This window comes from Methanolobus chelungpuianus (assembly GCF_024500045.1).
In the GTDB taxonomy this organism is placed as follows: Archaea; Halobacteriota; Methanosarcinia; order Methanosarcinales; family Methanosarcinaceae; genus Methanolobus; species Methanolobus chelungpuianus.
In genome coordinates, this window is sequence record NZ_JTEO01000004.1 from 525257 (window position 1) to 548459 (window position 23203).

General features: G+C 50.2%; 27 protein-coding genes and 1 tRNA gene. 26 read left to right on the top strand and 2 right to left on the bottom strand.

The genetic code is table 11. The annotated features are described in order from the left end of the window. Positions 1-35 precede the first annotated feature (35 nt). On the top strand, positions 36-434 hold the full coding sequence (locus PV02_RS07210) for a DUF1699 family protein (RefSeq protein ID WP_256622706.1): 399 nt from the start codon (positions 36-38) through the stop codon (positions 432-434). A 119-nt stretch (positions 435-553) separates the two neighbouring features. Here the strand turns inward: PV02_RS07210 and gpgS are convergent, their stop codons facing one another. Continuing rightward, positions 554-1777 (bottom strand): glucosyl-3-phosphoglycerate synthase, encoded by a 1224-nt coding sequence (gene gpgS / locus PV02_RS07215; protein ID WP_256622707.1) that lies wholly within the window; start codon positions 1775-1777, stop codon positions 554-556. A 176-nt stretch (positions 1778-1953) separates the two neighbouring features. Between gpgS and cobA the strand changes: the two genes are divergently transcribed. The 3 genes from cobA to ahbC all read left to right on the top strand — a co-directional run bounded on the left by cobA (position 1954) and on the right by ahbC (position 4936). Then, on the top strand, positions 1954-2715 hold the full coding sequence (cobA, locus tag PV02_RS07220) for a uroporphyrinogen-III C-methyltransferase (protein WP_256622708.1): 762 nt from the start codon (positions 1954-1956) through the stop codon (positions 2713-2715). A gap of 13 nt (positions 2716-2728) precedes the next feature. Continuing rightward, the gene (locus PV02_RS07225) at positions 2729-3541 is read left to right on the top strand and encodes a uroporphyrinogen-III synthase (RefSeq protein WP_256622709.1); all 813 of its coding nucleotides are present in this window, start codon (positions 2729-2731) and stop codon (positions 3539-3541) included. Between the two features lie 192 nt (positions 3542-3733). Further along, positions 3734-4936 (top strand): 12,18-didecarboxysiroheme deacetylase, encoded by a 1203-nt coding sequence (gene ahbC, locus PV02_RS07230; protein ID WP_256622710.1) that lies wholly within the window; start codon positions 3734-3736, stop codon positions 4934-4936. Positions 4937-5173: 237 nt separating this feature from the next. Here the strand turns inward: ahbC and PV02_RS07235 are convergent, their stop codons facing one another. Then, a complete protein-coding gene (locus PV02_RS07235; protein ID WP_256622711.1) occupies positions 5174-5524 on the bottom strand; it encodes a class II SORL domain-containing protein in 351 nt (116 codons plus the stop codon). Between the two features lie 331 nt (positions 5525-5855). Between PV02_RS07235 and PV02_RS07240 the strand changes: the two genes are divergently transcribed. The 22 genes from PV02_RS07240 to PV02_RS07345 all read left to right on the top strand — a co-directional run bounded on the left by PV02_RS07240 (position 5856) and on the right by PV02_RS07345 (position 23105). Next, entirely contained in the window at positions 5856-8447 is a 2592-nt protein-coding gene (locus PV02_RS07240) for a valine--tRNA ligase (protein WP_256622712.1), read from the top strand. Positions 8448-8590: 143 nt separating this feature from the next. Further along, positions 8591-9073, top strand: a complete 483-nt coding sequence (locus tag PV02_RS07245) for an RNA-binding protein (protein WP_256622713.1) — start codon at positions 8591-8593, stop codon at positions 9071-9073. A 190-nt stretch (positions 9074-9263) separates the two neighbouring features. Further along, complete coding sequence (locus tag PV02_RS07250; RefSeq protein WP_256622714.1) at positions 9264-9644, top strand: cell division protein SepF; 381 nt, start codon at positions 9264-9266, stop codon at positions 9642-9644. Then, on the top strand, positions 9641-10279 hold the full coding sequence (locus PV02_RS07255) for a ZPR1 zinc finger domain-containing protein (protein WP_256622715.1): 639 nt from the start codon (positions 9641-9643) through the stop codon (positions 10277-10279). The genes PV02_RS07250 and PV02_RS07255 overlap by 4 nt, the downstream gene beginning before the upstream one ends. Positions 10280-10476: 197 nt before the next feature. Continuing rightward, entirely contained in the window at positions 10477-11202 is a 726-nt protein-coding gene (locus PV02_RS07260; RefSeq protein ID WP_256623072.1) for a redoxin domain-containing protein, read from the top strand. A gap of 171 nt (positions 11203-11373) precedes the next feature. Beyond that, positions 11374-12807, top strand: coding sequence for a proline--tRNA ligase (gene proS, locus PV02_RS07265; RefSeq protein WP_256622716.1), 1434 nt, complete (start codon positions 11374-11376; stop codon positions 12805-12807). A gap of 105 nt (positions 12808-12912) precedes the next feature. Further along, positions 12913-13983, top strand: a complete 1071-nt coding sequence (gene cobT, locus PV02_RS07270; protein ID WP_256622717.1) for a nicotinate mononucleotide-dependent phosphoribosyltransferase CobT — start codon at positions 12913-12915, stop codon at positions 13981-13983. A gap of 96 nt (positions 13984-14079) precedes the next feature. Next, a tRNA-Trp gene (locus PV02_RS07275) sits at positions 14080-14274 on the top strand. A 228-nt stretch (positions 14275-14502) separates the two neighbouring features. Further along, positions 14503-15273 (top strand): response regulator, encoded by a 771-nt coding sequence (locus tag PV02_RS07280; RefSeq protein WP_256622718.1) that lies wholly within the window; start codon positions 14503-14505, stop codon positions 15271-15273. A 204-nt stretch (positions 15274-15477) separates the two neighbouring features. After that, entirely contained in the window at positions 15478-16068 is a 591-nt protein-coding gene (locus tag PV02_RS07285) for a 50S ribosomal protein L15e (protein ID WP_256622719.1), read from the top strand. Then, the gene (locus PV02_RS07290) at positions 16065-16517 is read left to right on the top strand and encodes an RNA-binding protein (protein WP_256622720.1); all 453 of its coding nucleotides are present in this window, start codon (positions 16065-16067) and stop codon (positions 16515-16517) included. The genes PV02_RS07285 and PV02_RS07290 overlap by 4 nt, the downstream gene beginning before the upstream one ends. After that, positions 16510-17247 (top strand): ribonuclease P protein component 3, encoded by a 738-nt coding sequence (gene rnp3 / locus PV02_RS07295; RefSeq protein ID WP_256622721.1) that lies wholly within the window; start codon positions 16510-16512, stop codon positions 17245-17247. Before PV02_RS07290 ends, rnp3 begins: the two co-directional genes overlap by 8 nt. Beyond that, a complete protein-coding gene (locus tag PV02_RS07300) occupies positions 17247-17621 on the top strand; it encodes an Rpp14/Pop5 family protein (protein ID WP_256622722.1) in 375 nt (124 codons plus the stop codon). Before rnp3 ends, PV02_RS07300 begins: the two co-directional genes overlap by 1 nt. A gap of 69 nt (positions 17622-17690) precedes the next feature. Further along, a complete protein-coding gene (psmA, locus tag PV02_RS07305) occupies positions 17691-18479 on the top strand; it encodes an archaeal proteasome endopeptidase complex subunit alpha (protein ID WP_256622723.1) in 789 nt (262 codons plus the stop codon). A 35-nt stretch (positions 18480-18514) separates the two neighbouring features. After that, positions 18515-19207, top strand: a complete 693-nt coding sequence (locus PV02_RS07310; protein ID WP_256622724.1) for a ribosome assembly factor SBDS — start codon at positions 18515-18517, stop codon at positions 19205-19207. A 9-nt stretch (positions 19208-19216) separates the two neighbouring features. After that, the gene (gene rrp4, locus PV02_RS07315; RefSeq protein ID WP_256622725.1) at positions 19217-20008 is read left to right on the top strand and encodes an exosome complex RNA-binding protein Rrp4; all 792 of its coding nucleotides are present in this window, start codon (positions 19217-19219) and stop codon (positions 20006-20008) included. 58 nt (positions 20009-20066) lie between these two features. Beyond that, positions 20067-21131 carry an exosome complex exonuclease Rrp41 gene (rrp41, locus tag PV02_RS07320; protein WP_256622726.1) on the top strand — a complete coding sequence of 355 codons (1065 nt, stop codon included), beginning with the start codon at positions 20067-20069 and terminating at the stop codon, positions 21129-21131. Between the two features lie 4 nt (positions 21132-21135). Continuing rightward, on the top strand, positions 21136-21903 hold the full coding sequence (gene rrp42, locus PV02_RS07325) for an exosome complex protein Rrp42 (protein WP_256623073.1): 768 nt from the start codon (positions 21136-21138) through the stop codon (positions 21901-21903). Between the two features lie 50 nt (positions 21904-21953). Beyond that, positions 21954-22241 carry a 50S ribosomal protein L37ae gene (locus PV02_RS07330; protein WP_256622727.1) on the top strand — a complete coding sequence of 96 codons (288 nt, stop codon included), beginning with the start codon at positions 21954-21956 and terminating at the stop codon, positions 22239-22241. Positions 22242-22248: 7 nt separating this feature from the next. Next, entirely contained in the window at positions 22249-22386 is a 138-nt protein-coding gene (locus tag PV02_RS07335) for a DNA-directed RNA polymerase subunit P (protein ID WP_015054636.1), read from the top strand. A gap of 6 nt (positions 22387-22392) precedes the next feature. Further along, positions 22393-22860, top strand: a complete 468-nt coding sequence (locus tag PV02_RS07340; protein WP_256622728.1) for a Brix domain-containing protein — start codon at positions 22393-22395, stop codon at positions 22858-22860. Positions 22861-22862: 2 nt separating this feature from the next. After that, positions 22863-23105 carry a KEOPS complex subunit Pcc1 gene (locus tag PV02_RS07345; RefSeq protein ID WP_256623074.1) on the top strand — a complete coding sequence of 81 codons (243 nt, stop codon included), beginning with the start codon at positions 22863-22865 and terminating at the stop codon, positions 23103-23105. The last annotated feature ends 98 nt before the right edge of the window (positions 23106-23203 follow it).

Genomic DNA, 23203 nt, shown 5'->3' on the forward strand with positions numbered 1-23203 from the left:
TCTAACGATTATAGAACTTAATGTGAGGGAGTTCCATGAAGATCAGAGTTGTAAGTTCGCGAGAGGAGATACCAAATCTGAACCCAAACGAGAAGGTAATTCATCTGGCATTCAGACCATCTAACAAAGACATCTTTTCCCTGGTGCAGACCTGCCCTAAGGTGGAAGTGATACAGATACCGAGTTCTTACAGGCGCACGGTTTCCAAGTCAATAGAGATGTTCCTTGAAATGCAGAACATAAAATTGATCGAAGGGGATGTATGGGGGCACAGGAAGGATATCAATGAATACTACAGTGTATCTCCGGCGCTGCTTGACAAGGTCAAGGAGCTCAAGTCCGAAGGTATGTCTGACGAAGAGATTGTGAACAAGCTGGAGCGTGAGGGTAAACTGAACCGTGATATGCTCTACTACATATTGAGCAAGAAGTAGTTCTCTCAGTAACAGCAGCTGGTGTGCATCACCGGAGACTGCACACAACCCTCTTTTATCCTGTTTTTTTATTACTGGTTTTTTACATTGTCTTTGATCATTAGTACTTCCAGGCCCGTCTATGCACGGTTCCGTATGACCTCTTCAAGGTCTGCATGTGCCGCGTCCCTCAACTGCTCCCGGAGATCAGGTATTGCAGACAGGGCACGTGCCCAGTCAGGAAGAAGTGCACCTGACGGATCTTTAAGGTATTGTGTCCCGGCAAGCATCAGCGTCTCGGCAAATATCTCTACGTACCTTTCCTCCAGGTGCCTGCTGTATTCAAGTCCGTTACAGACTGCATCAGCATGGTACTGCCTGATCAGGTCCTGTGCCGAACGCCTGTATTTTACCTGTATCCCTCTGAGGAACGATGTGGATACCTGGGTGCTTGTGGTCTCGTTCACAACCCGCAGGAAGGTAACCATGATGTCGTTCACCATTTTTGTCAGGCCTTCACTTGGATTCGTGCCCAGCTCCTTATGCTTGTGGTCATAGAAGCCAAGGTCGGTCTGGCATACTCTTTTGAGGGATGTGTTCCTGTAGATCTCGGCCAGCATTCCTACCTCCAGTCCCCAGTCGGAAGGTATCCTGATGTTAAGTGCCAGGTCCCTTGTGAAGGCAAATTCACCCGAAAGGGTGTACCTGAATGCCTGCATGTACTCGAGGATGTCGGATTCGTATTTCACGTCCCTCATGAGCGTATCCAGCAGGGGACGTACAAAAAGCCTGTAAACACGCCCATGCATGGTCTTTTTCTCCAGATTGATCCTTGCATAATATCCTTTGTTGAAATAGAAGTTGAGCTGCGGATGCACAATAGGATAGAGCAGTTTGGCGACAAATTCCTTGTTGTAGTTGATGATATCTGCATCATGGAGCACTATGGCATATGAATAGAGGCTTGCTATGCCCAGGGATATCCATGCATCCTTCCCTTTCCCTGAGAATCCCGTGATATCAAGTTCGTTCTCCTTCATCTCCTCGATCACGGAGCTTATCCGGGAGCCGTTACACCAGACGATCAGATGGTCCAGCTCAAGCCGCTCAAAGAAATCGACCACTGTGCGATACTGTTCCCTGTTATCAGCTGCAAGTGCAACTACCACTTTTTTCAGGAAAGTGCACTTGTTCAGCTCGTCAATTATCCGGGGCAGGGGAGGATTCTCGATCTCACTGTACAGCATTGGCAATACTACCACAGCAGGGCGGACAAAGGATAGCTCCTGAAGGTGCTGCAGCATTCTGTCTGTATCGCTGTAGAAATTGTGAATTGTTGTTATCTTTTCCTGAAAAAAGTCCATTTGACCCACTCCTTTTAAAATAAAAGTAAATTCAATTGTAAATAACAATTACGATTTAAACAAGATAAAATATGCCTTCTAAAATATGCCTTCTTGCCTCCATGTGCCGGGACAATGAATATATAACTTGGAACGATTCATTAGAATCAAAGCAAGACAGACAGGATTCCGCTAACATGACGCAATATGGAAAAGTGTATCTGGTGGGCTCGGGACCCGGCGATCCGGAGCTTCTGACCCTCAAAGCCCGAAGGCTGATAGATTCTGCCGATGTCGTGGTCTATGACCAGCTTCCCGGAAAGGTGATCCTTGATTCCATCCCGGCAGGCACGGAAAAGATAGATGCAGGAAAATACGCAGGTGAGCACACCCTTAAGCAGGACGAGATCAATACGGTTATTATTGAGAAGGCAAAGGCAGGCAAGAATGTCGTTCGCCTGAAGGGCGGAGATCCTTATATGTTCGGGCGGGGTGGCGAGGAGGCCCAGGAGCTCGTTGAGGCCGGGATCGAGTTCGAGGTCGTGCCAGGAATAACTTCTGCGATAGCTGTACCTGCTTATGCCGGGATACCCGTGACCCACAGGGATCATGCATCCATGGTGACCTTCATCACCGGCCACGAGGACCCGACAAAGGAAGAGAGCGCCCTTGACTGGGAGACCCTTGCGAAGTTCGATGGCACTCTTGTGGTATTCATGGGTGTCAAGATGCTTGAGAGAAACGTGAGCGAGCTCATTAAGAACGGCAAGGATCCGCAGACCCCTGTTGCACTGATCGAAAGGGGAACCCGTCCGGACCAGCGCGTGACAGTCGGTGTCCTCGAGAACATAGCATCACTTGCTAAGGAACGAAAGGTCAGGGCTCCTGCTATCACTGTTATTGGCAATGTGGTAAAACTGCATGATGAGCTTGGCGAGCAGATCCTTGCAGATCGCTAGAGGAGGAATGTCAATGGCTGAAAATGCAATGTCTGAGGGTGCTAAAAAGCCGGTGATAGCCATCATGCGCCCAGAGAGATACATCCGGGAATCCGTGGAGCTGGCCCGGTCAATGGGTTTTGAACCTGTCACAGTGCCCATGGTCGAGATAACCGATATGAAAGATGAGTACTTTGACGGCTTTGTGGAAAGGGTGCTCGACGGCAGGGCTGATTATGTCATATTCACAAGTGCCAACGGGATAGATTTCACCCTGCGCAAGATCCCTGAAGGTTCAAGGAAAGCCTTTATCGACGCACTCAACAGGACAAAGGTCATAGCCATTGGTCCGACCACGCGCAAGGCTCTTGAGAAGACAGGCATCAATGTGATGGGGATGCCCGGCGTCTACAGTTCCGAGGGTCTTGTGGACTACCTGCGCAACGATGTGACAGGCAGGACAGTTGACACTGCCAGAAGCTTCTATGGCTCCAGACAGCTTGTTGAAGGCCTGCAGAGCTGCGGTGCCGTTGTCAACCAGACCAAGGTATACACCTTGGCAAAGCCTGAGGGGGGCGAGCAGGACAGGCTCATCGATGCAGCCCTTAATGGAGAGATATCTGCCTTTGCTTTCACAAGTTCCATGATGGTGCATAATTTCTTCGAACATGCACGCTCAAGGGCTTCCGAGGAGCAGGTTATCAATGCACTGAACAGCTCCGTTGTTGCAGCCATTGGAGGTCCCACGGCGCAGACCCTTGCAGGATATGGGGTCAAAGTGTCCGCAATACCTGACAAATTCACTTTCGAGGAAGTGCTCAGGTCCATCAGGGAGCAGCTATCCTGAAAAAGAGCAGATCAGTAACTTCAACTTTAATTATTCTTTTTTCACTTTATCCGCTCCTGTGTTTTCTGTCGTGGTTCCGGGTTTCTTAGTATATGTACGAACCACAGGTGTAATATACTATTATTCTATAGTCTGCTCAATCAAGGATGCAGGTCTCTCCTGTACTTGTCCTTTTATTGCGGAGCATTCATCATGATAGGCATCTCAAAGTTATACTGCAGGACCGTAGAGCCCTCTGACGCGCTGCGTTACGGGCGCGATTCAAAGAAACTTCCCTCTCATCTGCTCCAGTTCTCAAAGGACAAGAAGCCGGTTGTTGTCTGGAACGTTACCCAGCGCTGCAATCTTCGCTGTGTTCACTGCTATGCCCATTCAAAGGATATTGATTACAGTAACGAGCTTACCACAGAGCAGGGTAAGGATCTGATAGACGACCTCGCAGAGTTCGGCTGCCCGGTCATACTGTTCTCGGGGGGAGAGCCCCTGATGAGAAAGGACCTGCCGGAACTGGCAGCATATGCAACCTCAAAAGGCATCCGTGCTGTGATATCCACAAACGGTACTCTCATCACGGAGAGTATGGCAAAGACCCTCAAGGAGATTGGCCTGTCATACGTCGGTATATCCCTTGACGGCATGAGGGAAACCAACGACATGTTCAGGGGTGTCGAAGGAGCTTTTGACAGGGCCCTGAGGGCGGTTCGCAACTGCCAGAAGGAAGGCATAAAGGTTGGCCTGCGCTTTACTATCAATAAGCATAATGTGAAGGATATTCCTGCCATTTTCGACCTGCTGGAAGAAGAGAATATCCCCCGCATCTGTTTCTATCATCTTGTGTATTCCGGAAGGGGTTCGTCGATGATAGATGAAGACTTGTCCCTGGAGGAGACCCGGCAGACCGTGGACCTGTTAATTGACAGGACAAGGGAGCTTCATGGAAAGGGCAGGATGGTGGAGGTGCTCACGGTTGATAATCACTGTGACGGTCCCTACATCTACCTGCGCCTGCTCAGGGAGGACCCGGAGCGCGCAGCAGAAGTGCTTGAACTCCTGCAGATGAATCAGGGCAACTCCACTGGAATAGGCTTTGGATGCGTTTCCTGGGATGGCTCCGTCCACCCTGATCAGTTCTGGAGGCATTACAGCTTTGGCAATGTAAAGGAACGCAGGTTCAGTGATATCTGGAGAGATACTTCAGATACCCTCATGGCAGGCCTGAAGGACCGCAAGCCACTGTTAAAAGAGAATGCAGACCGATGTGCCAACTGCAAGTGGCTTGATGTGTGTAACGGCAATTTCCGTGTGCGTGCGGAAGCAGTTTTCGGTAATGTATGGGCAGATGATCCGGCATGCTATCTGACAAAAGAGGAAATAGGGTACGATAAGAATATCTGATACCTTTTTCCTTTCAGCCCCTCACTTTTACATGTGAGGCGCCATGTAACTCACATATACATATGCCAGCAGGGATGCAGTCATAGCAAGTATGACCATTTTTGCTGCGAGAGCTACGAACATTTATATCGCCTTCCTGTTGTATGGATTGGTTTGCATCCATCCCCAAGGATAAGCTTCCCTGCCCATCTATATAAAAGGTGTGGCGATCGGCTGCCACGATATGGACATTTGTGTTCATACTTCGATGCAGTTCTGCCATACTCCGTGTATGTTGCAGTATTCCAGTGCGCAGAAAGCCTTGAAATTGTCAATGCCCTTTACATGGAATGTGGCCACCGGATCGGTATATATCGGCTCGAAGCCCATGCGCCCGAAGTTGATGGTCCGTCCCTCTTTTGTGATACCGTAAAGCTCCACCCATTCAATGTGGTGTTCCGCAGTATTGGGATGCGGTACTTCTTTCCCTACGGTGACCCTCACAAAGTCGTTCTTGTCTTTTCCATGCCCTCTGATAATATCTATTTCTGGCACATGCTTTTCTTTTCCTTCAGCTTCTCTGCCTTTAAGTATGTCTGCGAAATTCATATTTTTGCCTCTTCTTCCCCCGCTTCACTCTGCAATCCTGTTCTCAGGAATCACAACACTCCATCATTTTATTGAATAGGTATGTATAAAGCCGTTGCGCTAAGCCGGTCTGCCAAAACATGTTCTTCTGTTATGCTTTTCTTCCGGTGCGCCTTTCCGGGGCCTGACTGCTTCCGACCGGTTAGTATATCACATAAAGCTTGCTTTACTACCTGACGCCTGCAGCCTGCCCGCAATAAAGAGGCGCATGCAACCAGATATGTTTAAATAATCTTAGACCACTCTAAGATAAAAAATACAATCACTATATAACGTTTATCGGAGAGTTAGAATGACGGTCCCAAAAGAATACATCCCGCATGAAGTTGAACCCAAGTGGAAATCAAGCTGGGATATGTCCATGTACCATTTCGACTGGAAAGACAATACAAGACCACAGTATATTATCGATACTCCTCCACCTTATCCTACCGGTAACTTCCACATCGGTAACTCTCTCAACTGGTGCTATATCGACTTCGTGGCACGCTACAAGAGAATGTGCGGTTACAACGTCATGTTCCCTCAGGGCTGGGACTGTCATGGCCTGCCTACCGAGGTAAAGGTCGAAGAGATCCACGGCATCACGAAGAACGAGGTCCCAAGGGAGCAGTTCAGGCAGATGTGCCGCGATCTCACCCTTGGGAACATCGAGAAGATGCGCGCCACCCTGATGAACCTGGGCTTTTCCGTGGACTGGAGCAATGAGTTTGTTACGATGGAGCCTGAGTATTACTCCAAGACCCAGCGCTCCTTCAGGAAGATGTATGATATGGGACGTGTCTACCAGTCAGAGCACCCTGTGAACTGGTGCCCCCGATGTGAGACCGCCATCGCCTTCGCTGAAGTGGAATATGAGGCAAGGGATACAAAGCTCAATTTCCTCAACTTCGACAAACTGAAGATCGCGACTACCAGGCCTGAGCTGCTTGCAGCCTGTGTGGCGGTTGCCATCAATCCAGATGACGAGCGCTACAATGCCCATGTCGGCTCAAATGTGAAGGTTCCCCTCTTCGGCCACGAGGTCCCTGTGATCGGCGACATGCAGGTTGATCCGTCATTCGGTACCGGCGTTGTCATGATATGTACCTTCGGTGACAAGCAGGACGTACGCTGGTGGGTGGAACACCAGCTTCCGCTGCGCAAGGCCATCGACAAGAACGGCCGTATGACCGCCATCGCAGGCAAGTATGAGGGAATGAGTATCCCTGAATGCAAGGCTGCAATAATCGAGGATCTCAAAGCGCAGGGCCATCTTTACGAACAGAAGACCCTGGACCAGAATGTGGGCATGTGCTGGCGCTGCGACACTCCAATAGAGATCCTGTCAGAGAGGCAGTGGTTCGTGAAAATAGATACCGATGCGGTTGCAAAGGCAGCCGACGAGATCAAATGGCTGCCCGAGTACATGAAGGTCAGGCTTGACAACTGGATCAGCACCATGGAATGGGACTGGTGCATCTCCCGCCAGAGGATCTTCGCAACCCCGATACCGGTGTGGTACTGTAAGGACTGCGGCGAGGTCATGGTCGCAAAGGAAGAATGGATGCCCATAGACCCCACAAGACAGCAGCCGCCTGAGGCATGCCGTTGTGGCTGCACAGGATTCGAGCCTGAAGAGGATGTGCTGGACACCTGGATGGACTCTTCCATCACAGTGCTGAATGTGACCGGCTGGCTCTCCGATCATGAGATGAGACTTCCGGCACAACTGCGTCCGCAGGGCCACGATATCATTCGTACCTGGGCCTTCTACAGCATACTGAGATCCATGGCCCTTGCAGGCAAGAGGCCCTGGGATTCCATACTTATCAACGGCATGGTCCTTGGTGAGGACGGGCATAAGATGAGCAAGTCCCTGGGCAATGTCATCTCGCCGGAAGAGGTCATCAAGGAGTACAGCGCAGATGCGTTCCGGCAATGGGCGGCTGTTGGCGGCTCTGTAGGCTCTGATGTCATGTTCCGCTGGAAGGATGTCGTAGCTGCTTCCAGGTTCTTTACCAAGGTGTGGAGCATATACAGGTTCTCAATGTCCCACCTTGAGGACTACGAACATAAGGAAGTGGACGCATCAGAACTGGAAGTCGTGGACAGGTGGCTGCTGAGCCATCTTAACAGGCTCATTGTGACTGTGACGGACAGCATGGAAGCATACCAGTTCGATGAAGCCTTCAAGGCTATACGCGGCTTCTCATGGGAAATACTAGCCGACAACTATCTTGAACTCATCAAGTCCCGCCTTTACGGTGAGGACGGCGCAGGCAGGCAGGCCGCAAAGTATACTCTGTATGTGACGATGGACACTCTCGTAAGGCTGCTCGCACCCTTTGCTCCCTTCTTCGCAGAAGAGATGTTCTCCTATCTGGGCAAGGGAAGCATACACGTTCAGTCCTGGCCAAAGGCAAGGGAAGATCTCATTGATGAGGAGTCAGAGAAGTCCGGTGAGTTCATCAAGGACGTTGCAAGCGCTGTCAGGAGGTACAAGTCCGAGAAAGGCATGGCGCTCAATGCAAGCCTTGCAAAGATCGAGCTCTATAGCGTAAGCCTTGATGTGGCAGATCTCACAGGAGTGACGAATTCCCCGGTGGAGGTCATACCAGGCAAGCCAGACTTCGAGCATGTGCCCGTGAATGTCAAGCCTAACATGGGCAAGATCGGCCCCAGGTTCAGGGGACAGGCGAAGGCCATAATAGATGCTCTGCTTGAGGAGAACCCGAAAAAGATAGCCGATGAGATCTCCGGAGGCAGGATATCCTTATCCGTTAATGGCGAGATCATAGAGCTTGAGCCCGAATTCGTCGATGTGGAAAAGGAAGTGGTGTCAGCAGGCAGGTCCGTGGACGTGCTGGATGTAAGTGGAATGCCGGTTGTGATTGTCAGGTAAAAGGCCTCTGGGATTGGTGTGACATGAAGCCAAAGCATGGTTTTCGCAAGGTTTAAGGCTCCGTCACACCTAGCCTTTACATATCCCTACGTACATATGCAGAATCAAAGCAGGACATGTAAGTCTCTGTTGCTGGTGATCAGTTGAAAGTCAGATCCAGGGTACAAATAAGGAAATCGGACAAGGCCAGGTTGCTTAAGGAGCTGAAGGATTCCTTTGGTGATGTTGTGGACAGTTTCTCCGAAAAGAAGTTCGAGACAGCTACTGCGGATGACCTGCCGATTGTCATAATCGAGGGCAAAGTACTGCTTTTCCAGATAGGTGATGCTTATTTCCCCACTGTGAGAGGAGTGCTTGAACTTGGCCTGAGGAAGAACGTGGTCAAAGTCGATGCCGGAGCAGTCCGGTTCGTTGTCAACGGTGCTGATGTGATGTGCCCTGGCATAGTTTTCGCCGATCCTGATATCAAGGCAGGGGATCCGGTGATCATTGTGGAAGAGACACATAACAAGCCGCTTGCCATAGGTACTGCCATCATCTCCGGGGCCGACATGAAGGCAAGTTCCGGCAAGGCTATCAAGTCAGTACACTATGTGGGCGACAAGCTGTGGAACCTTGACATCTGAAAGAAATGATTAATATATCATGAAATGGTTTATAAATATACGCATAATTATAGTTAATCATAAGCGAACGTGAATGGCACATGGGTCCGGGCCTGCCCGGGTCTGGATGCTGGCATTACTCGGTAATAATTTAAGTAGTATCGATATTATTAATATAGCAGCAATGTTATTCAATACATGAGGGCTCATTATGGCAAAGATCATGAACAAGTTGTTTGGTGGCACTAGCAAAACCACAACAGTTGAAGATGAATACACCGAACTTGACCTTACCAAGTACGAAGAAGTGCTGGATGAGGAACCTGCAGAGACATACATAAGGGTTGCCGAGCTGACCAACCTTAACGAACTGACTGCCCTTAAAAGGGAGATATATGGCGGAAATATTGTAATGATCGATATCTCCAACATAAAGGCCGACAAGCTCATGCTTGACCGCGCATTGAAGGACCTAAAGGATGTTGTCATGGATGTGCATGGCGATATCGCGGGAATAAAGGATGACCAGGTGCTTGTGACACCCACCGGCATCAAGATCGACAGGTCTAAGATCCTTGGTGGAAGGTATTGAGTGAAGAAGCTCCCTGCCACAATTTCGTAACCCGTACTTCCTGTCCCCTCTGTCATGAGGAGCTTATCATCAACTGGCAGGGTGATGATATTCCTTATTTTGGCGAGGTCATGCACATCACATCAAGGTGTGATTGCGGCTTCAAGTTCTCGGATACCCTGATCCTCGCACAGAGGGAGCCTGTGAGGTATGAGCTGAAAGTTGAGAGCATGGAAGACCTGTACAGCAGGGTGGTGCGTTCCACTTCCGGTACGATACGTGTGCCTGAGCTTGGCATTGATGTTGAACCGGGCTCAATTTCCGAGTCTTACGTGACCAATGTGGAAGGCGTGCTTGACAGGATACTGAGCGTTGTAGTGACAGCAACCAAATGGAGTGCGGAAGAGCCGGAGAAGTATTCTCTTGGCCTTGATATCCAGCAGGCCTTAAGGGATGCCATGGACTGCAAAAGAGAACTCACCCTTATCATAGAGGACCCTCTGGGGAACAGTGCTATCATTTCCGATAAGGCAAAGTCCACACTGCTCAGCCCGGAAGAGGCAGGACAGCTCAAAACCGGGATGATCGTGTTCGATACCTCGTCTGCAGAGATGGAGATCGATGCATGTGATGCGGATCACTCCTTAACGGATTGATCCCTTTACGGGCCTGCCTAAGCAGCCAGGCCCCCGTTCCTCTGCAGCTTATGAATTTCGATTACTCCTGACCAAGCTAAATTTTTTCATGTTGTCTCCGAAACCTTATATATATTGGGATCCGATATAAACTATCATATATTTGATGAACTGTGGGAGGATACATCTTGCCAGAGGAACGCTGTCACAATGTCACCATGCCGCTTATAGGGGACGATGCGCCGTCCTTTACTGCCAGAACCACTTTGGGTGTTGTGAACTTCCCCGATGATTACAGGGGGAAGTGGGTGGTGTTCTTCAGCCATCCCGGTGATTTCACTCCTGTATGCACCACAGAGTTCATGCGTTTTGCCTCCATGCAGGAGGAATTCGGGAAGATCAACACCGAACTTCTCGGTCTCTCAATTGACAGCAACAGTTCCCATATAGCGTGGCTTGAGGCCATCCGGGACAAGATAGAGTATAAGGGTATGAAGAATGTAGACATCATGTTCCCCGTCATTGAGGATCTGAGCATGGACGTTGCATGCAGGTATGGCATGATACACCCTCATGCACGCTATTCTCCCGAGGAGATCCTTGAAAAGTTCGAGCGTACAGGGGGAAAACTCAAGCTGCAGGAGTTCAGTACGGAGACTGTACGTGCAACCTTTATCATTGATCCGCAGGCAAAGATCCGTGCAATGCTCCACTATCCGTTTTCCAACGGCAGGAACATGGATGAGATTAAAAGGCTGATCCTCGCTCTCCAGAAGTCTGACAGGGAGCACGTATATACTCCCGAGAACTGGCATCCAGGTGAGGATGTCATAGTCCCCAATCCTACCACATGGACAGGCGCGAAGGACCGGGCGACTGGTGAAAACGAGAGCCTGAAATGCAGCGGCTGGTTCCTGTGCATGAGAAAGGACATCAAAAGATGATCCCCGCTTTTACGGTTTTTATTCCCCGTCTCTCTTTTACCTTCTCGCGGATCTCTCCGGGCAGTTGCTGGAATACCTGATCATGAAGGAAATGCCTTATAAGCAATGCATTTGTTAATTTAGCCAAAATCAATGGAAATATTGTGATATAATCAGTATATAGGTGACCCTATGGCAGAACAAGAGAAAGAGGCCGCACTTCCTAAAAAAGAGAATTTCAGTGAATGGTACAATGATCTCCTCCAGAAAGGAGAGATAATGGATGTCCGTTACCCTGTTAAAGGACTTTATGTTTGGTATCCTTTTGGTTTCAACATCAGGAGGAATACTTACAATATCATGCGCGAACTGCTTGACAAAGACCACCAGGAGACCCTGTTCCCGCTCCTGATCCCGGAGAACGAGTTCATGAAGGAGGCAGAGCATATCAAGGGTTTCGAGGACGAGGTCTACTGGGTAACGCACGGAGGCACATCACCTCTGGATGTGAAACTTGCACTGCGTCCGACCAGTGAGACTGCCATTTATCCCATGTACAAGCTCTGGGTCCGCTCCCATGCAGACCTGCCTCTCAAGCTGTACCAGATAGTGAATACCTTCAGGTACGAGACCAAGCACACGCGCCCTCTTATCAGGCTGCGTGAGATCACCTCCTTTAAGGAGGCACACACAGTGCATGCCACTTGGGATGAGGCAGCGGCACAGGTGGACGAGGCCATAAGGATATATACGGAGTTCTATCGCAGGCTTGCTATTCCGGTACTGCCCTCCAGGAGACCTGACTGGGACAAATTCCCGGGGGCTGACTATACCATAGCCACAGATGCGCTCATGCCGGATGGCAAGACCCTCCAGGTCGGCACGGCTCACCATCTTGGGGCTAACTTTGCAAAGACCTTCGATATCACCTATGAGGACGTGAACGGTGAGCAGGTATATGCCCATCAGACCTGCTATGGTGTTTCCGAACGCTCGGTGGCTGCATTGATCTCCATACACGGCGACGACAAGGGGCTTGTCATTCCGCCAGAGATCGCTCCGGTGCAGGTTGTCATTATCCCTATCATTTTCAAGGAATCCTCGGATGTGCTGCAGGCGTGTGAGAGCGTAAAGAATAAGCTTGAGGCCGCCGGAATCAGGGTAAAGGTAGATGCAAGCGAGGATCGCCCCGGGGCCAAATACTACAAATGGGAAATGAAAGGCGTTCCTGTAAGGCTTGAGCTTGGTCCGAGGGACCTGAAGAACAACGCTGCGATGCTGGTGCGCCGTGATACCGGAGAGAAGAGGCAGGTGTCTCTTGAGAATATCTCTGATGAGGTTCTTTCCTTGTTCGGGGCTGTCCAGACTTCTCTGTACGAAAAGGCAAAACAGGAAGTCGAAGAGCGTATATTCGACTGCAGCACTCATGATGAGATAAGGCAGAAGATAACACAGGGTATAGCGAAGGTCTTCTGGTGCGGTAAGAAGGAATGCGGCCTGAAGCTTGAGGATGAGATCGGTGCCGGCATCCTGGGTATCCCCACAGGGCAGGAGCCATGCAAAGGCAAATGCATCACCTGCGGAACTGATGCAGATATGCAGGTATATGTGGCAAGGACCTACTGAGCACTCGGTGCCGGGCTCCTGGCAGGGGCTCCGGTACTGTGCATATGACCGGTCTCTGACAGGAAAAGATGATATATACCATCTAAAATAAGTGAGGTGATAACTATGGATGCCCTATCACCCGAGAATGCCAGTTTGCCTGAGAGGCCCCTGTTCGTATGTGTGCTTGGAAACACTGAGACCGCCTACATTGAAGGTCTCTCGGCCGCCGGGAAAACTGCAAAGCTGACGGATTACACGCCTGCAGGAGATGCGGAGGTCCTGCACAAGGGTACTATCATCGACATCCCTATCCTGCCGATGACCCCTCCTTATGATACCCCCACTCCTGCCCTGATAACAAGAGTGGCCCTGACCCTCACCGGGGTACCATTGCTGATCGTGAATGCAGGCCTGAGGGTATTCCCTGCAAAAGAGGTTCCCCTTGTGGAACTCGGGGGCATGCCGGGTTCTGATATAAGGGGCTCCGTGGCTGTGCATAAAGTTGATGAGGTCTTCAGTAATGCATTCAAACTGGGACAGGAGCTTGCCGGGAAGCATGACCTTGTAGTCATAGGGGAGAGCATTCCTGCAGGGACCACAACTGCCAACGCAGTGCTGCAATCCCTGGGATACAGCGGGGATGTGAGCAGCAGCTCGAGTTCCAATCCTCTGTCCCTTAAAAGGGAAGTTGTTGCAGCTGCCCTGAAATCCTCGGGCATCACACCCGGCTCCCTGCGGGATGAGCCGCTGAAGGCTGTAGCTTGTGTAGGTGACCCTATGATGGTTGCAGTTGCAGGTCTTGCTGCCGGTCTTGGAAGCACGCCCGTGATACTTGCAGGCGGCACTCAGATGGAAGCCATCTATGCAGTAATAAAGCACCTGGAATACCCGACGGATAGCATCACTATAGTCACGACAAGCTATGTTGTCAATGACGAGTCTGCCAGTTTCCGGGAGATCGCAGAGAGGCTCGGTGCAAGCTACTACGGTGTTGATCCAGGGTTTGGCAAGTCCGCTTCACAGGGCCTGAGGCAATATGAACTTGGTTTTGTCAAGGAGGGTGTGGGCGCAGGCGGTGCCATGTACCTCGCTCTCATGTATGGCCATTCCAGGGAAGAGATTCGCTCAGAGATAGAGAAGCTGTGCACAGAGCTGTGCCGGCTTGGCAGTCTTGACCGGGTCGAATGCCAGTAAATATGGCCTTCCATGTGGCATTTCAGGTTCGTCGCTACAGATTGTACCGCTAAATATATCTTCCATAAGGCATATTCAGGGGTACAGTCAGATCATGGGGCTGTGGCCTAGCCCGGCATGGCGATGGGCTCCAGCGGATAGATGATGAACAACGGGTCTACTGAGGCTTAACCCGACGGGGTTGGCCGGTGAGGAACCGTTGGAGCACTGATGTTGCTCATACCTTAATGCTGTGTAATGCAGCAGTTCGGAGAGACCCGTCGATCGTGAGTTCAAATCTCACCAGCCCCATTTCCTTTTTCTTGGCTTCCTGAAAGCTTTTTTCAGCATTTTTCATACATTCATGTGCCTAAAATTATATATGCAGAAAGAAGTATAATACTCTCTAGAATCTCGCTGTTACTCTCATGAACCGTGAAAGTATGGGGTGTGATTACCATCATATTTATATTGACATGCATATATTAACCATAGATGTGCGATCATAATAAATGTACTTAAAAATGGAGCAAAAAGTGGATGCAGGACAGGGACAAAGTACTCATTGTTGATGATGAGCAGGCAATTGTTGAACTGATGGGGCTTTACCTGAGGTCTGAGTATGATGTGGTCAGTGCATACAACGGCCAGGAAGCTCTTGAGAAGATCAGGAGTGATAAACCTGACATAGTCCTTCTGGACGTCATGATGCCTGACATGAATGGGTACGAGGTCTGCAGGAGGCTGAAAACTTCCGTGGAGACTCAGTTCCTTCCGGTGATCATGGTCACGGCTCTGTCCGGTAAGGACGACCGCATAAAGGGTATTGAGGTAGGCGCCGACGAGTTCCTTGGCAAGCCCGTGAACCGGCTGGAGCTGGTTACCCGTGTGAGGTCTTTATTGCGCATCAAACACCTGCAGGATAAAATACTTGCCGAAAGGAACGATGCTCTGGGTTATCTTGATGCGGCAGGTTTCATTGTGGTGGTCGTGGACCCGGACCTGAGGATCAATCTCATTAACAGGAAGGGCAATGAGGCACTCGGATATGAGGAATTCGAGCTTATCGGGCAGGATTTTGTGAAGGCTGTCGTCCGGGAGGATATGGGTGACGAAGTGAGGACATCCCTGCTGGCTGCACTGGCAGGCAATTCGAAGCTGCCGGATTACTGGGAGATCCCTGTTGTATGCAAGGATGGCCGGCATATCACTATCCGCTGGTATGATACCCTGCTGGGCGGCAATGGTGGCGAAGTTACGGGTCTGATCTGCTCCGGCGAGGATCTTAGCATCTTCAGCAAGGATGTCTGATAGCAGTATCAGGACCACCGACTGCTTTTTCTGTGTTCTCTCTGGTCAGCATGACCTCCGGAAATGTCCCTTAATTTTCCGGTAAAAAAGTTTAAATCCTATCAGCGGGTAGTAGCCCTGTTTCATTGTCGGGATATGTCCCGTGGGAATGTGGCTTTTGAAGCTGAACCGTGAAACAAGTAAATGAAACAAAGGTGAACGTATTTGTCCAGATCATTTTACAGCTATATAAGAGACGCATGGAAGGACCCTGACACTACCTATGTCAGCGAACTCAGATGGGAAAGGCTCCAGGAATGGAGAAAAGAGGGCTCAGTCACAAAGATAAGGCGCCCTACCCGTATCGACCGTGCACGCTCTCTTGGCTACAAGGCAAAGCAGGGCATAGTGGTTGCCCGTGTACAGGTGCGCAGGGGAAGTCTCAGGAGATCCAGGTATGTGCGCGGAAGGCGTACCCACAACATGGGTAAGAATAAGATCACTGCCGGAAAGAGCATCCAGAGGATTGCTGAAGAGCGCGCAGGCAGGAAGTTCCCGAACATGGAAGTACTGAACTCCTACTGGGTAGGGGAAGACGGTAAGCTCAAGTGGTACGAAGTGATCCTTGTAGACCCAAGCCACCCGGTAATTCAGAGTGACAGCAACCTCAACTGGATATGCAACAGCAGCCACAAGGGGCGTGCCCCGCGCGGCAAGACCAGTGCAGGCCGCAAGGGCAGAGGTATGATGACACGCGGTAATGGTACCGAGAAGACCAGGCCGAGCATCAGGTCACACCAGAACAGGGGCAAGTGATCCATTATATTGACTTGCGTGCGATAGCGCATTCCACTGAAGATCCGGCCAGGGTCCGCAAGGCCCTGGACTTCTTTTTACTGCCTTCTCCGGAAGGGGAGGACCGCAATACCGATGATATTGTGGAAGTGATCGATGCTGAAGGCCATTATGGCAATCGCATGACAATCTTCAGTGCGCATGTACCGCGCAAAAAGGACCTGAAAGCACTGGCCGCTTTTATTAGGCAGCACATGTTGCCTGAGGATGTTGAGCTCCTGAGGGAGGAGATGCCGGACCGTCTTGATGACGACCAGGTATTCCACATCCGGCTCGACAAGCAGGCAGCTTTCGGGGAACAGGTAAAACTCACGTCCTCATCGGATGCCATTATTGTCCGGGTCAAGATCGAGACATATCCGAAGAACCGGCAGAAGGCTGGCCTGATCGTGGAGGAGTTGTTTGGCTAGCTCCGGCTTCTATGACCTGAATGTCTGCTGCATCCCTGAAAACGGTAACTCGGTTCGGGAGTTCGCTACAGTGGCAAGGCGTCTGGGCTATAGTGGCATTGCCATCACAAACCCGGACACTGCTAAACAGCAGGTATCCTGCGACAGGATCGGTGGCTTTGAAGTACTGAGCGGAGTCGAGATAAGGACCGACAACCCTTCAAAACTTCATGGCATGATCAGCAAGTACCGGGGCAAGGTAGACGTCATCGCTGTCTCGGGAGGCAGCGAGAGCATAAACCGGGCTGCTGTTGAGAATCCGGGCGTGGATGTGCTGGTGAACCTGGGCATCGGGCAGGATAACGGCTTCAATCAGGTGCTTGCAAAAGAAGCAAGCGAGAATCATGTAGCCATTTCCTTTGACCTTGGGGTCCTGATCCATTCAAGAGGAGGAAGCAGGGTCCAGGCATTGGCCAACAGCAGGAAGAACCTGCAGCTGGTGAGAAAGTATGATGTCCCTTTTATCCTGACAGGTAATGCCAGATCCTGTTTTGACATGCGTGCCCCCCGGGAGCTGGCAGCTCTTGCCACACTGTTCGGGATGTCTGCAGAAGAGGCAATGGCCGGACTTACAGCAACGCCTTTGTCCATAATCGCAAGGAATCGTCCTCCTGCAGGATATATAAGTGAGGGTGTGCAGCTGGTGTATGATGATGCAGATGCCGGAAGTACGGATGAAGGTGACTGCTGATGAAGATACTTCCTCCAACGCAGCGTGCAAGGAACCGGTACCTGGCATTTGAGCTTATATCGGAGGAGCCGGTAAAGAGGGAGGATTTGATAAGGGAGGTCTTTTCGTCCTCCGGCTCCCTTCTGGGTGATGTCGGATCAAGTGAATGCGCCATACGGCTGCTTGCCTTCGAGGATTCAAAGGGAGTAGTGCGCTGCGCGTACGACAGGACTGTCAGTACGCGTGCAGTGCTTGCATGTATCACGGCCGTGAAAGGTACGAAGGTCATTGTTCACATACTCGGCATATCGGGGACTGTCCAGGGAGCGACAAAAAAGTATTTAGCGGGTGTGGATGTATTTAATCCGAAGGAACAGTCACATATAAATGAGTAGAATACATATTTCAAGTAGAAACTAGATTTAGTGTTGCTATTTTAAGTTAATAGAGGAGATGAGATTAAGATGCAAATGACACCACAGATGGGTTACGATCGTGCCATCACTGTTTTTAGTCCTGACGGACGCCTTTTCCAGGTAGAGTATGCAAGGGAGGCCGTCAAGAGAGGTACGACTGCAGCCGGTGTAAAAGCAATTGACGGGGTAGTGCTGCTCGTTGACAAGAGGATCACAAGCAGGCTGATAGAAGCTGAATCCATCGAGAAGATATTCCAGATCGACAATCATATAGGGGCTGCTACATCCGGTCTGGTTGCAGATGCCCGTGCCCTCGTGGACAGGGCAAGGGTCGAAGCCCAGATAAACCGTGTGTCCTACGATGAGCCGATAGGTGTGGAAGTGCTTTCCAAGAAGATATGCGATCACAAGCAATCCTACACCCAGTATGGCGGTGCACGTCCTTATGGTACAGCTCTCCTGATAGCAGGTGTCGATGATTCCAGGCCGAGGCTGTTCGAAACAGACCCAAGCGGTGCACTGCTCGAATACAAGGCTACGGCAATAGGTGCCGGCAGGAGCACTTTCATGGAGATATTCGAATCCGATTACAGGGATGACATGGATATGGACGCTGCAATCATGCTCGGAATGAAGGCCATCTACAGGTCCACGGAAGGAAAAGTGGATGCTGCCACTCTCGAAGTTGGTCTTGTCACCCTCCAGGATAAGCAGTTCAGGAAGCTCTCTGAGGATGAGGTCGAAACTTACGTACAGCGCATTCGCGATGAACTGAAAGACGAATCCAAAGGCGAAGGCGAAAAAGCCCAGGGCCCTGAAGAAGGATCGACAGAGTGATCGAGTAAGTTCAAAAAGTTATCGGAGTGACTAATATGGTATCTCTTGACGAATCTGTGATAGCAAGGCTCAAGAAAGGCAAGCACCAGTTCGAGGTGTATGTGGACCCTGACGGAGCATTTGCATTTAGAAGGGGCGAAAAGATCAATATCGAGGATATAATTGCTGTTGAGTCTGTTTTCTCTGATGCAGGTCAAGGGGACCATGTTTCCGAATCCGAGCTTGAGAGCGCTTTTGGCACTACCGATATCATGGAAGTTGCCAAGAATATCATACTGCACGGAGAACTTCAGCTTACTAAGGAACAGAGGAAGCACATACTTGAGGAGAAGACCCGGCAGATAATCACAGTTATTGCGCAGAACGCCATCAATCCCCAGACAATGACCCCTCACCCCCCGGCCAGGATAGAAAAGGCCATGGAAGAGGCGAAGGTCCACATAGATCTTTACAAGAGCGTGGAGGAGCAGGTCAATATCGTAATGAAGGCGATCCGTCCCATAATCCCCATCAGGTTCGAGGAGATCAATATCGCGGTCAAGGTTCCTGGGGAGTATGCCGCCAAATCCTATGGTGAGATATCCAAATTTGCAACCCTGGTCAGGAATGAATGGCAGGGTGACGGGTCCTGGGTGGCTGTGGTGAAAATGCCTGCAGGAATGCAGAACGACTTCTACAGCCTGATAAATCACCTGACTAAAGGGGATGCTGAAACAAAGATTTTATGAGGATGTACAATGGAACGTGAAATTGTATTGCCGGGACAGCTTTTATCGGAGAATCCAAACGATGCAGGTTCCGGTACTTATGTAAGAGATGGGAAGGTATATTCTCTTCTGTACGGTGTCAAAAATGCCAAGAATAAGATATCGGTCATTCCCTTCTCCGGAAAGTACATCCCTGCAGCCAAGGATTTTGTCATTGGCACTGTTATCGATGTAACTCCTTCGAACTGGATATTCAGCGTCGGTTCTCCATATGATGGCCTGCTGCATGTTTCTGAATATCCGAGGCGTGTGGATTCATCCCAGATGGCCGGAATAATGGATGTCGGTGATTCCGCATTGCTGCGCGTAAAGGACGTGAGTCCGGCCATGAAGGTAGAACTTTCCATGAGGGACAGGGGATTACGTCCTCTTAAGGTAGGGCGCATAATCGAAGTCGTCCCCGCAAAGGTCCCAAGGGTCATAGGACATGGTGGCTCGATGGTTTCCATGCTCAAGAAGGAAACCGATTGTGAGATCTTCGTAGGCCAGAACGGAAGGATATGGATCAACGGGAAAGACAAGGACATGGATCTTCTTGATGATGCCATCAGGATGATCATGCAGCAGTCGCACATGGACGGGCTGACTGACAGGATATATCAATTCCTGAAGGACGAAAAAGAAAAAGACAATGGCACAGTTCCTGAGGAAAAGGATGCTGTTACGGTGGACTCCGGCGAGGGGTCAACAGAGGATCCACGCGACATTTCCGAGGATACTTACAGAAAAGTAGATGCGCTTCTTGAAGAGACGGATGAATGATCCAGACAGTCTTCTGTAAAATGTGACCGGCCTATAGCGTGAATATTGGAGAATTAGTATGAGTGATAAACCTGAAAAGTTCATTGATGAGAATGGTTTACGCCTCGATGGCAGGCAGATCAATGAGATACGGCAGATGAAAATAAAGATCGGCGTGCTTTCCAGAGCAGATGGTTCCTGTTATCTGGAATGGGGCAACAATAAGATACTTGTGGCAGTCTATGGTCCCAGGGAGCTTCATCCCAGGAGGCTGCAGAAGGCTGATTCAGCCCTTATCAGATACAGATACAACATGGCAGCTTTCTCGGTGGAGGAGCGCATACGTCCGGGTCCCAGCAGGAGGAGCATTGAGATATCAAAGGTAAGCCGTGAGGCTTTCGAACCTGTCATTATGACACACCTCTACCCCGGCGCAGTGATCGATGTTTTCGCAGAGGTGCTCCAGGCTGATGCCGGCACAAGGACTGCTGCAATCAACGCCGCTTCCGTGGCTCTTGCTGATGCAGGTATTCCCATGAAAGGCCTTGTGTCCGCGTGTGCGGTAGGTAAAGTGGATGGCCAGCTTGTGCTTGATCTTAACAAGGCGGAAGATAACTATGGCCAGGCAGATCTTCCTGTGGCAATGACACAGGATGGCGAGATAACCCTCCTCCAGATGGATGGGGATATGACCCAGGAGGAGTTCAGAAAGGCCCTTGAGATGTGTAAGGAAGGCTGCAGGCAGATCCTGGAGATGCAGAAGGAAGCCCTCAAAGCCAAGTTTGCAGATGATACTGCCCTGCCGGTTCCTGATGAAGCTGAGGAAACAGTAGATGTGGCAACCGCCCTTGAAGATGTTGTTGAGGAAGCTGAAGAAGCAGCCGATTCAGAGGAACCGGAAGCTGAGGAGACCGAAGAGGCGGATGAATCCGCAGAATATCTCATTGAAGAAGACCTTGAGCCAGCTCCCGAAGAAACAGAAGCAGAGGATGTGGAAGACGAGACCGCTGCTGAAGAGTTGGATGAAGAGGATGCTGATGAGGAGGTCCTCGATGTGGAGGAAGAGTTCATTGAGCTTATCGATGAAGATACGGAAGATGAGGAAAAGGTAGCTACCGAGGGAAGTGAGACTCGTGAGCAATGAAATAATGTCTGTGTTGAAAAAGGATTATATCTATAATCTGATGCTTAAGGGTAAACGTGTCGATGGCCGTTCCTTCGATCAGATCAGGGATATTGCACTGGAGACAAAAGTCATAGACAAGGCGGAAGGTTCCGCCTGGGTGAAATATGGTGAGACCGAGGTCCTCGTAGGTGTAAAGCTGCAGGCTGGAGCTCCATTCCCTGACTCTCCGGATGAGGGTGTCATTATAACCAGTCTCGAGCTGAATCCGCTTGCATCCCCTGAATTTGAGGCAGGCCCGCCGAAAGAGGGTGCTATCGAGATGGCCCGTGTGACAGACAGGGGTATTCGTGAATCAGGCGCAATTGATTTAAATAAGTTATGTATTACGAAGGGAGAAGAGGTATGGATTGTCTTTATTGATATCCATGTTCTCAACGACGCTGGCAATATCCAGGACGCTTCCTCCCTTGGTGCAATTGCAGCTCTCATGACAACTACCATCCCTGCAGAGCGCGACGGGAAAGGAGAGAATATGGCGATGCCTATGAGAGATACGCCTCTGGCTGTCACGCTGGTGAACATTGGCGGCTCTCTGATGGTTGACCCGGGTCTTGACGAGGAAACCGTATGTGATACAAAGATCACGATAGTTTCAAATCGGGACGGTTCCATATCCGGCATGCAAAAGAGCGGTAATGGGGCGTTGACAGAGGAACAGGCGATCAGGGCCGTAGAAATGGCATGTGAGAAAGCAGCGGAGCTACGCAAGGCTCATCTGTCGAGTATCTGATACATTCACACTTCAACTGAATTCATATTTAACTCAAGGAGATTAGACTCATGGCAAAGAAATATACGAAGAAAGGGCGTGTAACCAGATCAGCAGGCAGGTTTGGTGTACGATATGGTAGAAAAGACCGTAAACTGGTTGCGGATCTTGAAGAGAAGATGCGCATGCCTCATATTTGTGCAAAGTGTGCACGTCCGACAGTGAGCAGGGTAGGAACTGGCATATGGAAATGCGCAAAATGTGATTACACATTTGCAGGCGGCACATACATACCGCAGACCAGCGTTGGTAAAACCGTTACTCGCCTTGTCAGGAAAGCCACTGAACAGATAGCTTAAGGTGAACATGGATTACAAGTGCACAAGATGCAAACGGAATGTTGAGATCGACTATGAGTATACAGGTATCCGCTGCCCTTACTGCGGGCACAGGATACTTGTGAAAGAGCGACCGACAACTATCAAGCGCATCAAAGCAGAGTAGAAGTAGATGCTTATCACTTCTTCTCGCAAACCCTCTGCCAGTACGCGTACTTTATGTAAGCTTCTGGCATCCTTTTTTGACAGTGATTATGTCAACCGTGGTAAGATGGGTATGGGTGAGGTCCTGGCCAGCTCTCATGGTTCTCCGCTTCTTATAGTGGGAGAGTATCACGGCAATCCAGGCAATATCAGCATATACGATCCTGAAGGATTTTGCGCATTATCTGCTAATGTTATTCTGGTGCCATCAGCGAGCCCTTATCCCCGCTCCAGGGGTGCGGTGCCTGTTGTGGCAGGTGAGGGTGACCTTGCACAGGCTTTATCAGGCATGCTTCTGCTGGAGAATGTAAAAGCACCTCAGGGTTCCCGGGTTCTCACAGTCTGGGAGGACAGGATGGATTTCATTGAAGGGGATAGCACCCTTTTCAACCTGAAGGTCAAAAGTTACCGGATATATGAGGGTGATTCACCCTGAAGCTGCGCCTGGAATCCGTGTTTGAGACTGTCCATGCAGATGCTGTTCTCAGATCCCTTGAGCCGGAGCTTGAAACCCCGGTCACTGAGCGGTCCAGGATGGAAATGAGGGCTGACGGATCCGGCCTGCACCTTGTTATAAATGCTGACGACATAATCTCCATGCGTTCGTCCCTGAACACCTGGCTGCGCCTGGTACAGGTGGCCTGTGAAGTGGCTTCCCTGCAGGAAGAGCTTGCTGATTGACTTTTCTCATCCACTTCATTTAAAAAACGGATTAAAGTGGCTGTTTTCAGCGGCTCATACACTATAGAAACATTAAAATCACTTTAGGTTTATTGGTA

Excerpts from the sequence above, each read along its gene's own strand:
- PV02_RS07210 (WP_256622706.1), top strand. The coding sequence starts at position 36 with ATGAAGATCAGAGTTGTAAGTTCGCGAGAGGAGATACCAAATCTGAAC.
- gpgS (WP_256622707.1), bottom strand. The coding sequence starts at position 1,777 with ATGGACTTTTTTCAGGAAAAGATAACAACAATTCACAATTTCTACAGC.
- cobA (WP_256622708.1), top strand. The coding sequence starts at position 1,954 with ATGACGCAATATGGAAAAGTGTATCTGGTGGGCTCGGGACCCGGCGAT.
- PV02_RS07225 (WP_256622709.1), top strand. The coding sequence starts at position 2,729 with ATGGCTGAAAATGCAATGTCTGAGGGTGCTAAAAAGCCGGTGATAGCC.
- ahbC (WP_256622710.1), top strand. The coding sequence starts at position 3,734 with ATGATAGGCATCTCAAAGTTATACTGCAGGACCGTAGAGCCCTCTGAC.
- PV02_RS07235 (WP_256622711.1), bottom strand. The coding sequence starts at position 5,524 with ATGAATTTCGCAGACATACTTAAAGGCAGAGAAGCTGAAGGAAAAGAA.
- PV02_RS07240 (WP_256622712.1), top strand. The coding sequence starts at position 5,856 with ATGACGGTCCCAAAAGAATACATCCCGCATGAAGTTGAACCCAAGTGG.
- PV02_RS07250 (WP_256622714.1), top strand. The coding sequence starts at position 9,264 with ATGGCAAAGATCATGAACAAGTTGTTTGGTGGCACTAGCAAAACCACA.
- PV02_RS07260 (WP_256623072.1), top strand. The coding sequence starts at position 10,477 with ATGCCGCTTATAGGGGACGATGCGCCGTCCTTTACTGCCAGAACCACT.
- proS (WP_256622716.1), top strand. The coding sequence starts at position 11,374 with ATGGCAGAACAAGAGAAAGAGGCCGCACTTCCTAAAAAAGAGAATTTC.
- cobT (WP_256622717.1), top strand. The coding sequence starts at position 12,913 with ATGGATGCCCTATCACCCGAGAATGCCAGTTTGCCTGAGAGGCCCCTG.
- PV02_RS07280 (WP_256622718.1), top strand. The coding sequence starts at position 14,503 with ATGCAGGACAGGGACAAAGTACTCATTGTTGATGATGAGCAGGCAATT.
- PV02_RS07300 (WP_256622722.1), top strand. The coding sequence starts at position 17,247 with ATGAAGATACTTCCTCCAACGCAGCGTGCAAGGAACCGGTACCTGGCA.
- psmA (WP_256622723.1), top strand. The coding sequence starts at position 17,691 with ATGCAAATGACACCACAGATGGGTTACGATCGTGCCATCACTGTTTTT.
- PV02_RS07310 (WP_256622724.1), top strand. The coding sequence starts at position 18,515 with ATGGTATCTCTTGACGAATCTGTGATAGCAAGGCTCAAGAAAGGCAAG.
- rrp4 (WP_256622725.1), top strand. The coding sequence starts at position 19,217 with ATGGAACGTGAAATTGTATTGCCGGGACAGCTTTTATCGGAGAATCCA.
- rrp41 (WP_256622726.1), top strand. The coding sequence starts at position 20,067 with ATGAGTGATAAACCTGAAAAGTTCATTGATGAGAATGGTTTACGCCTC.
- rrp42 (WP_256623073.1), top strand. The coding sequence starts at position 21,136 with ATGTCTGTGTTGAAAAAGGATTATATCTATAATCTGATGCTTAAGGGT.
- PV02_RS07330 (WP_256622727.1), top strand. The coding sequence starts at position 21,954 with ATGGCAAAGAAATATACGAAGAAAGGGCGTGTAACCAGATCAGCAGGC.
- PV02_RS07335 (WP_015054636.1), top strand. The coding sequence starts at position 22,249 with ATGGATTACAAGTGCACAAGATGCAAACGGAATGTTGAGATCGACTAT.
- PV02_RS07340 (WP_256622728.1), top strand. The coding sequence starts at position 22,393 with ATGCTTATCACTTCTTCTCGCAAACCCTCTGCCAGTACGCGTACTTTA.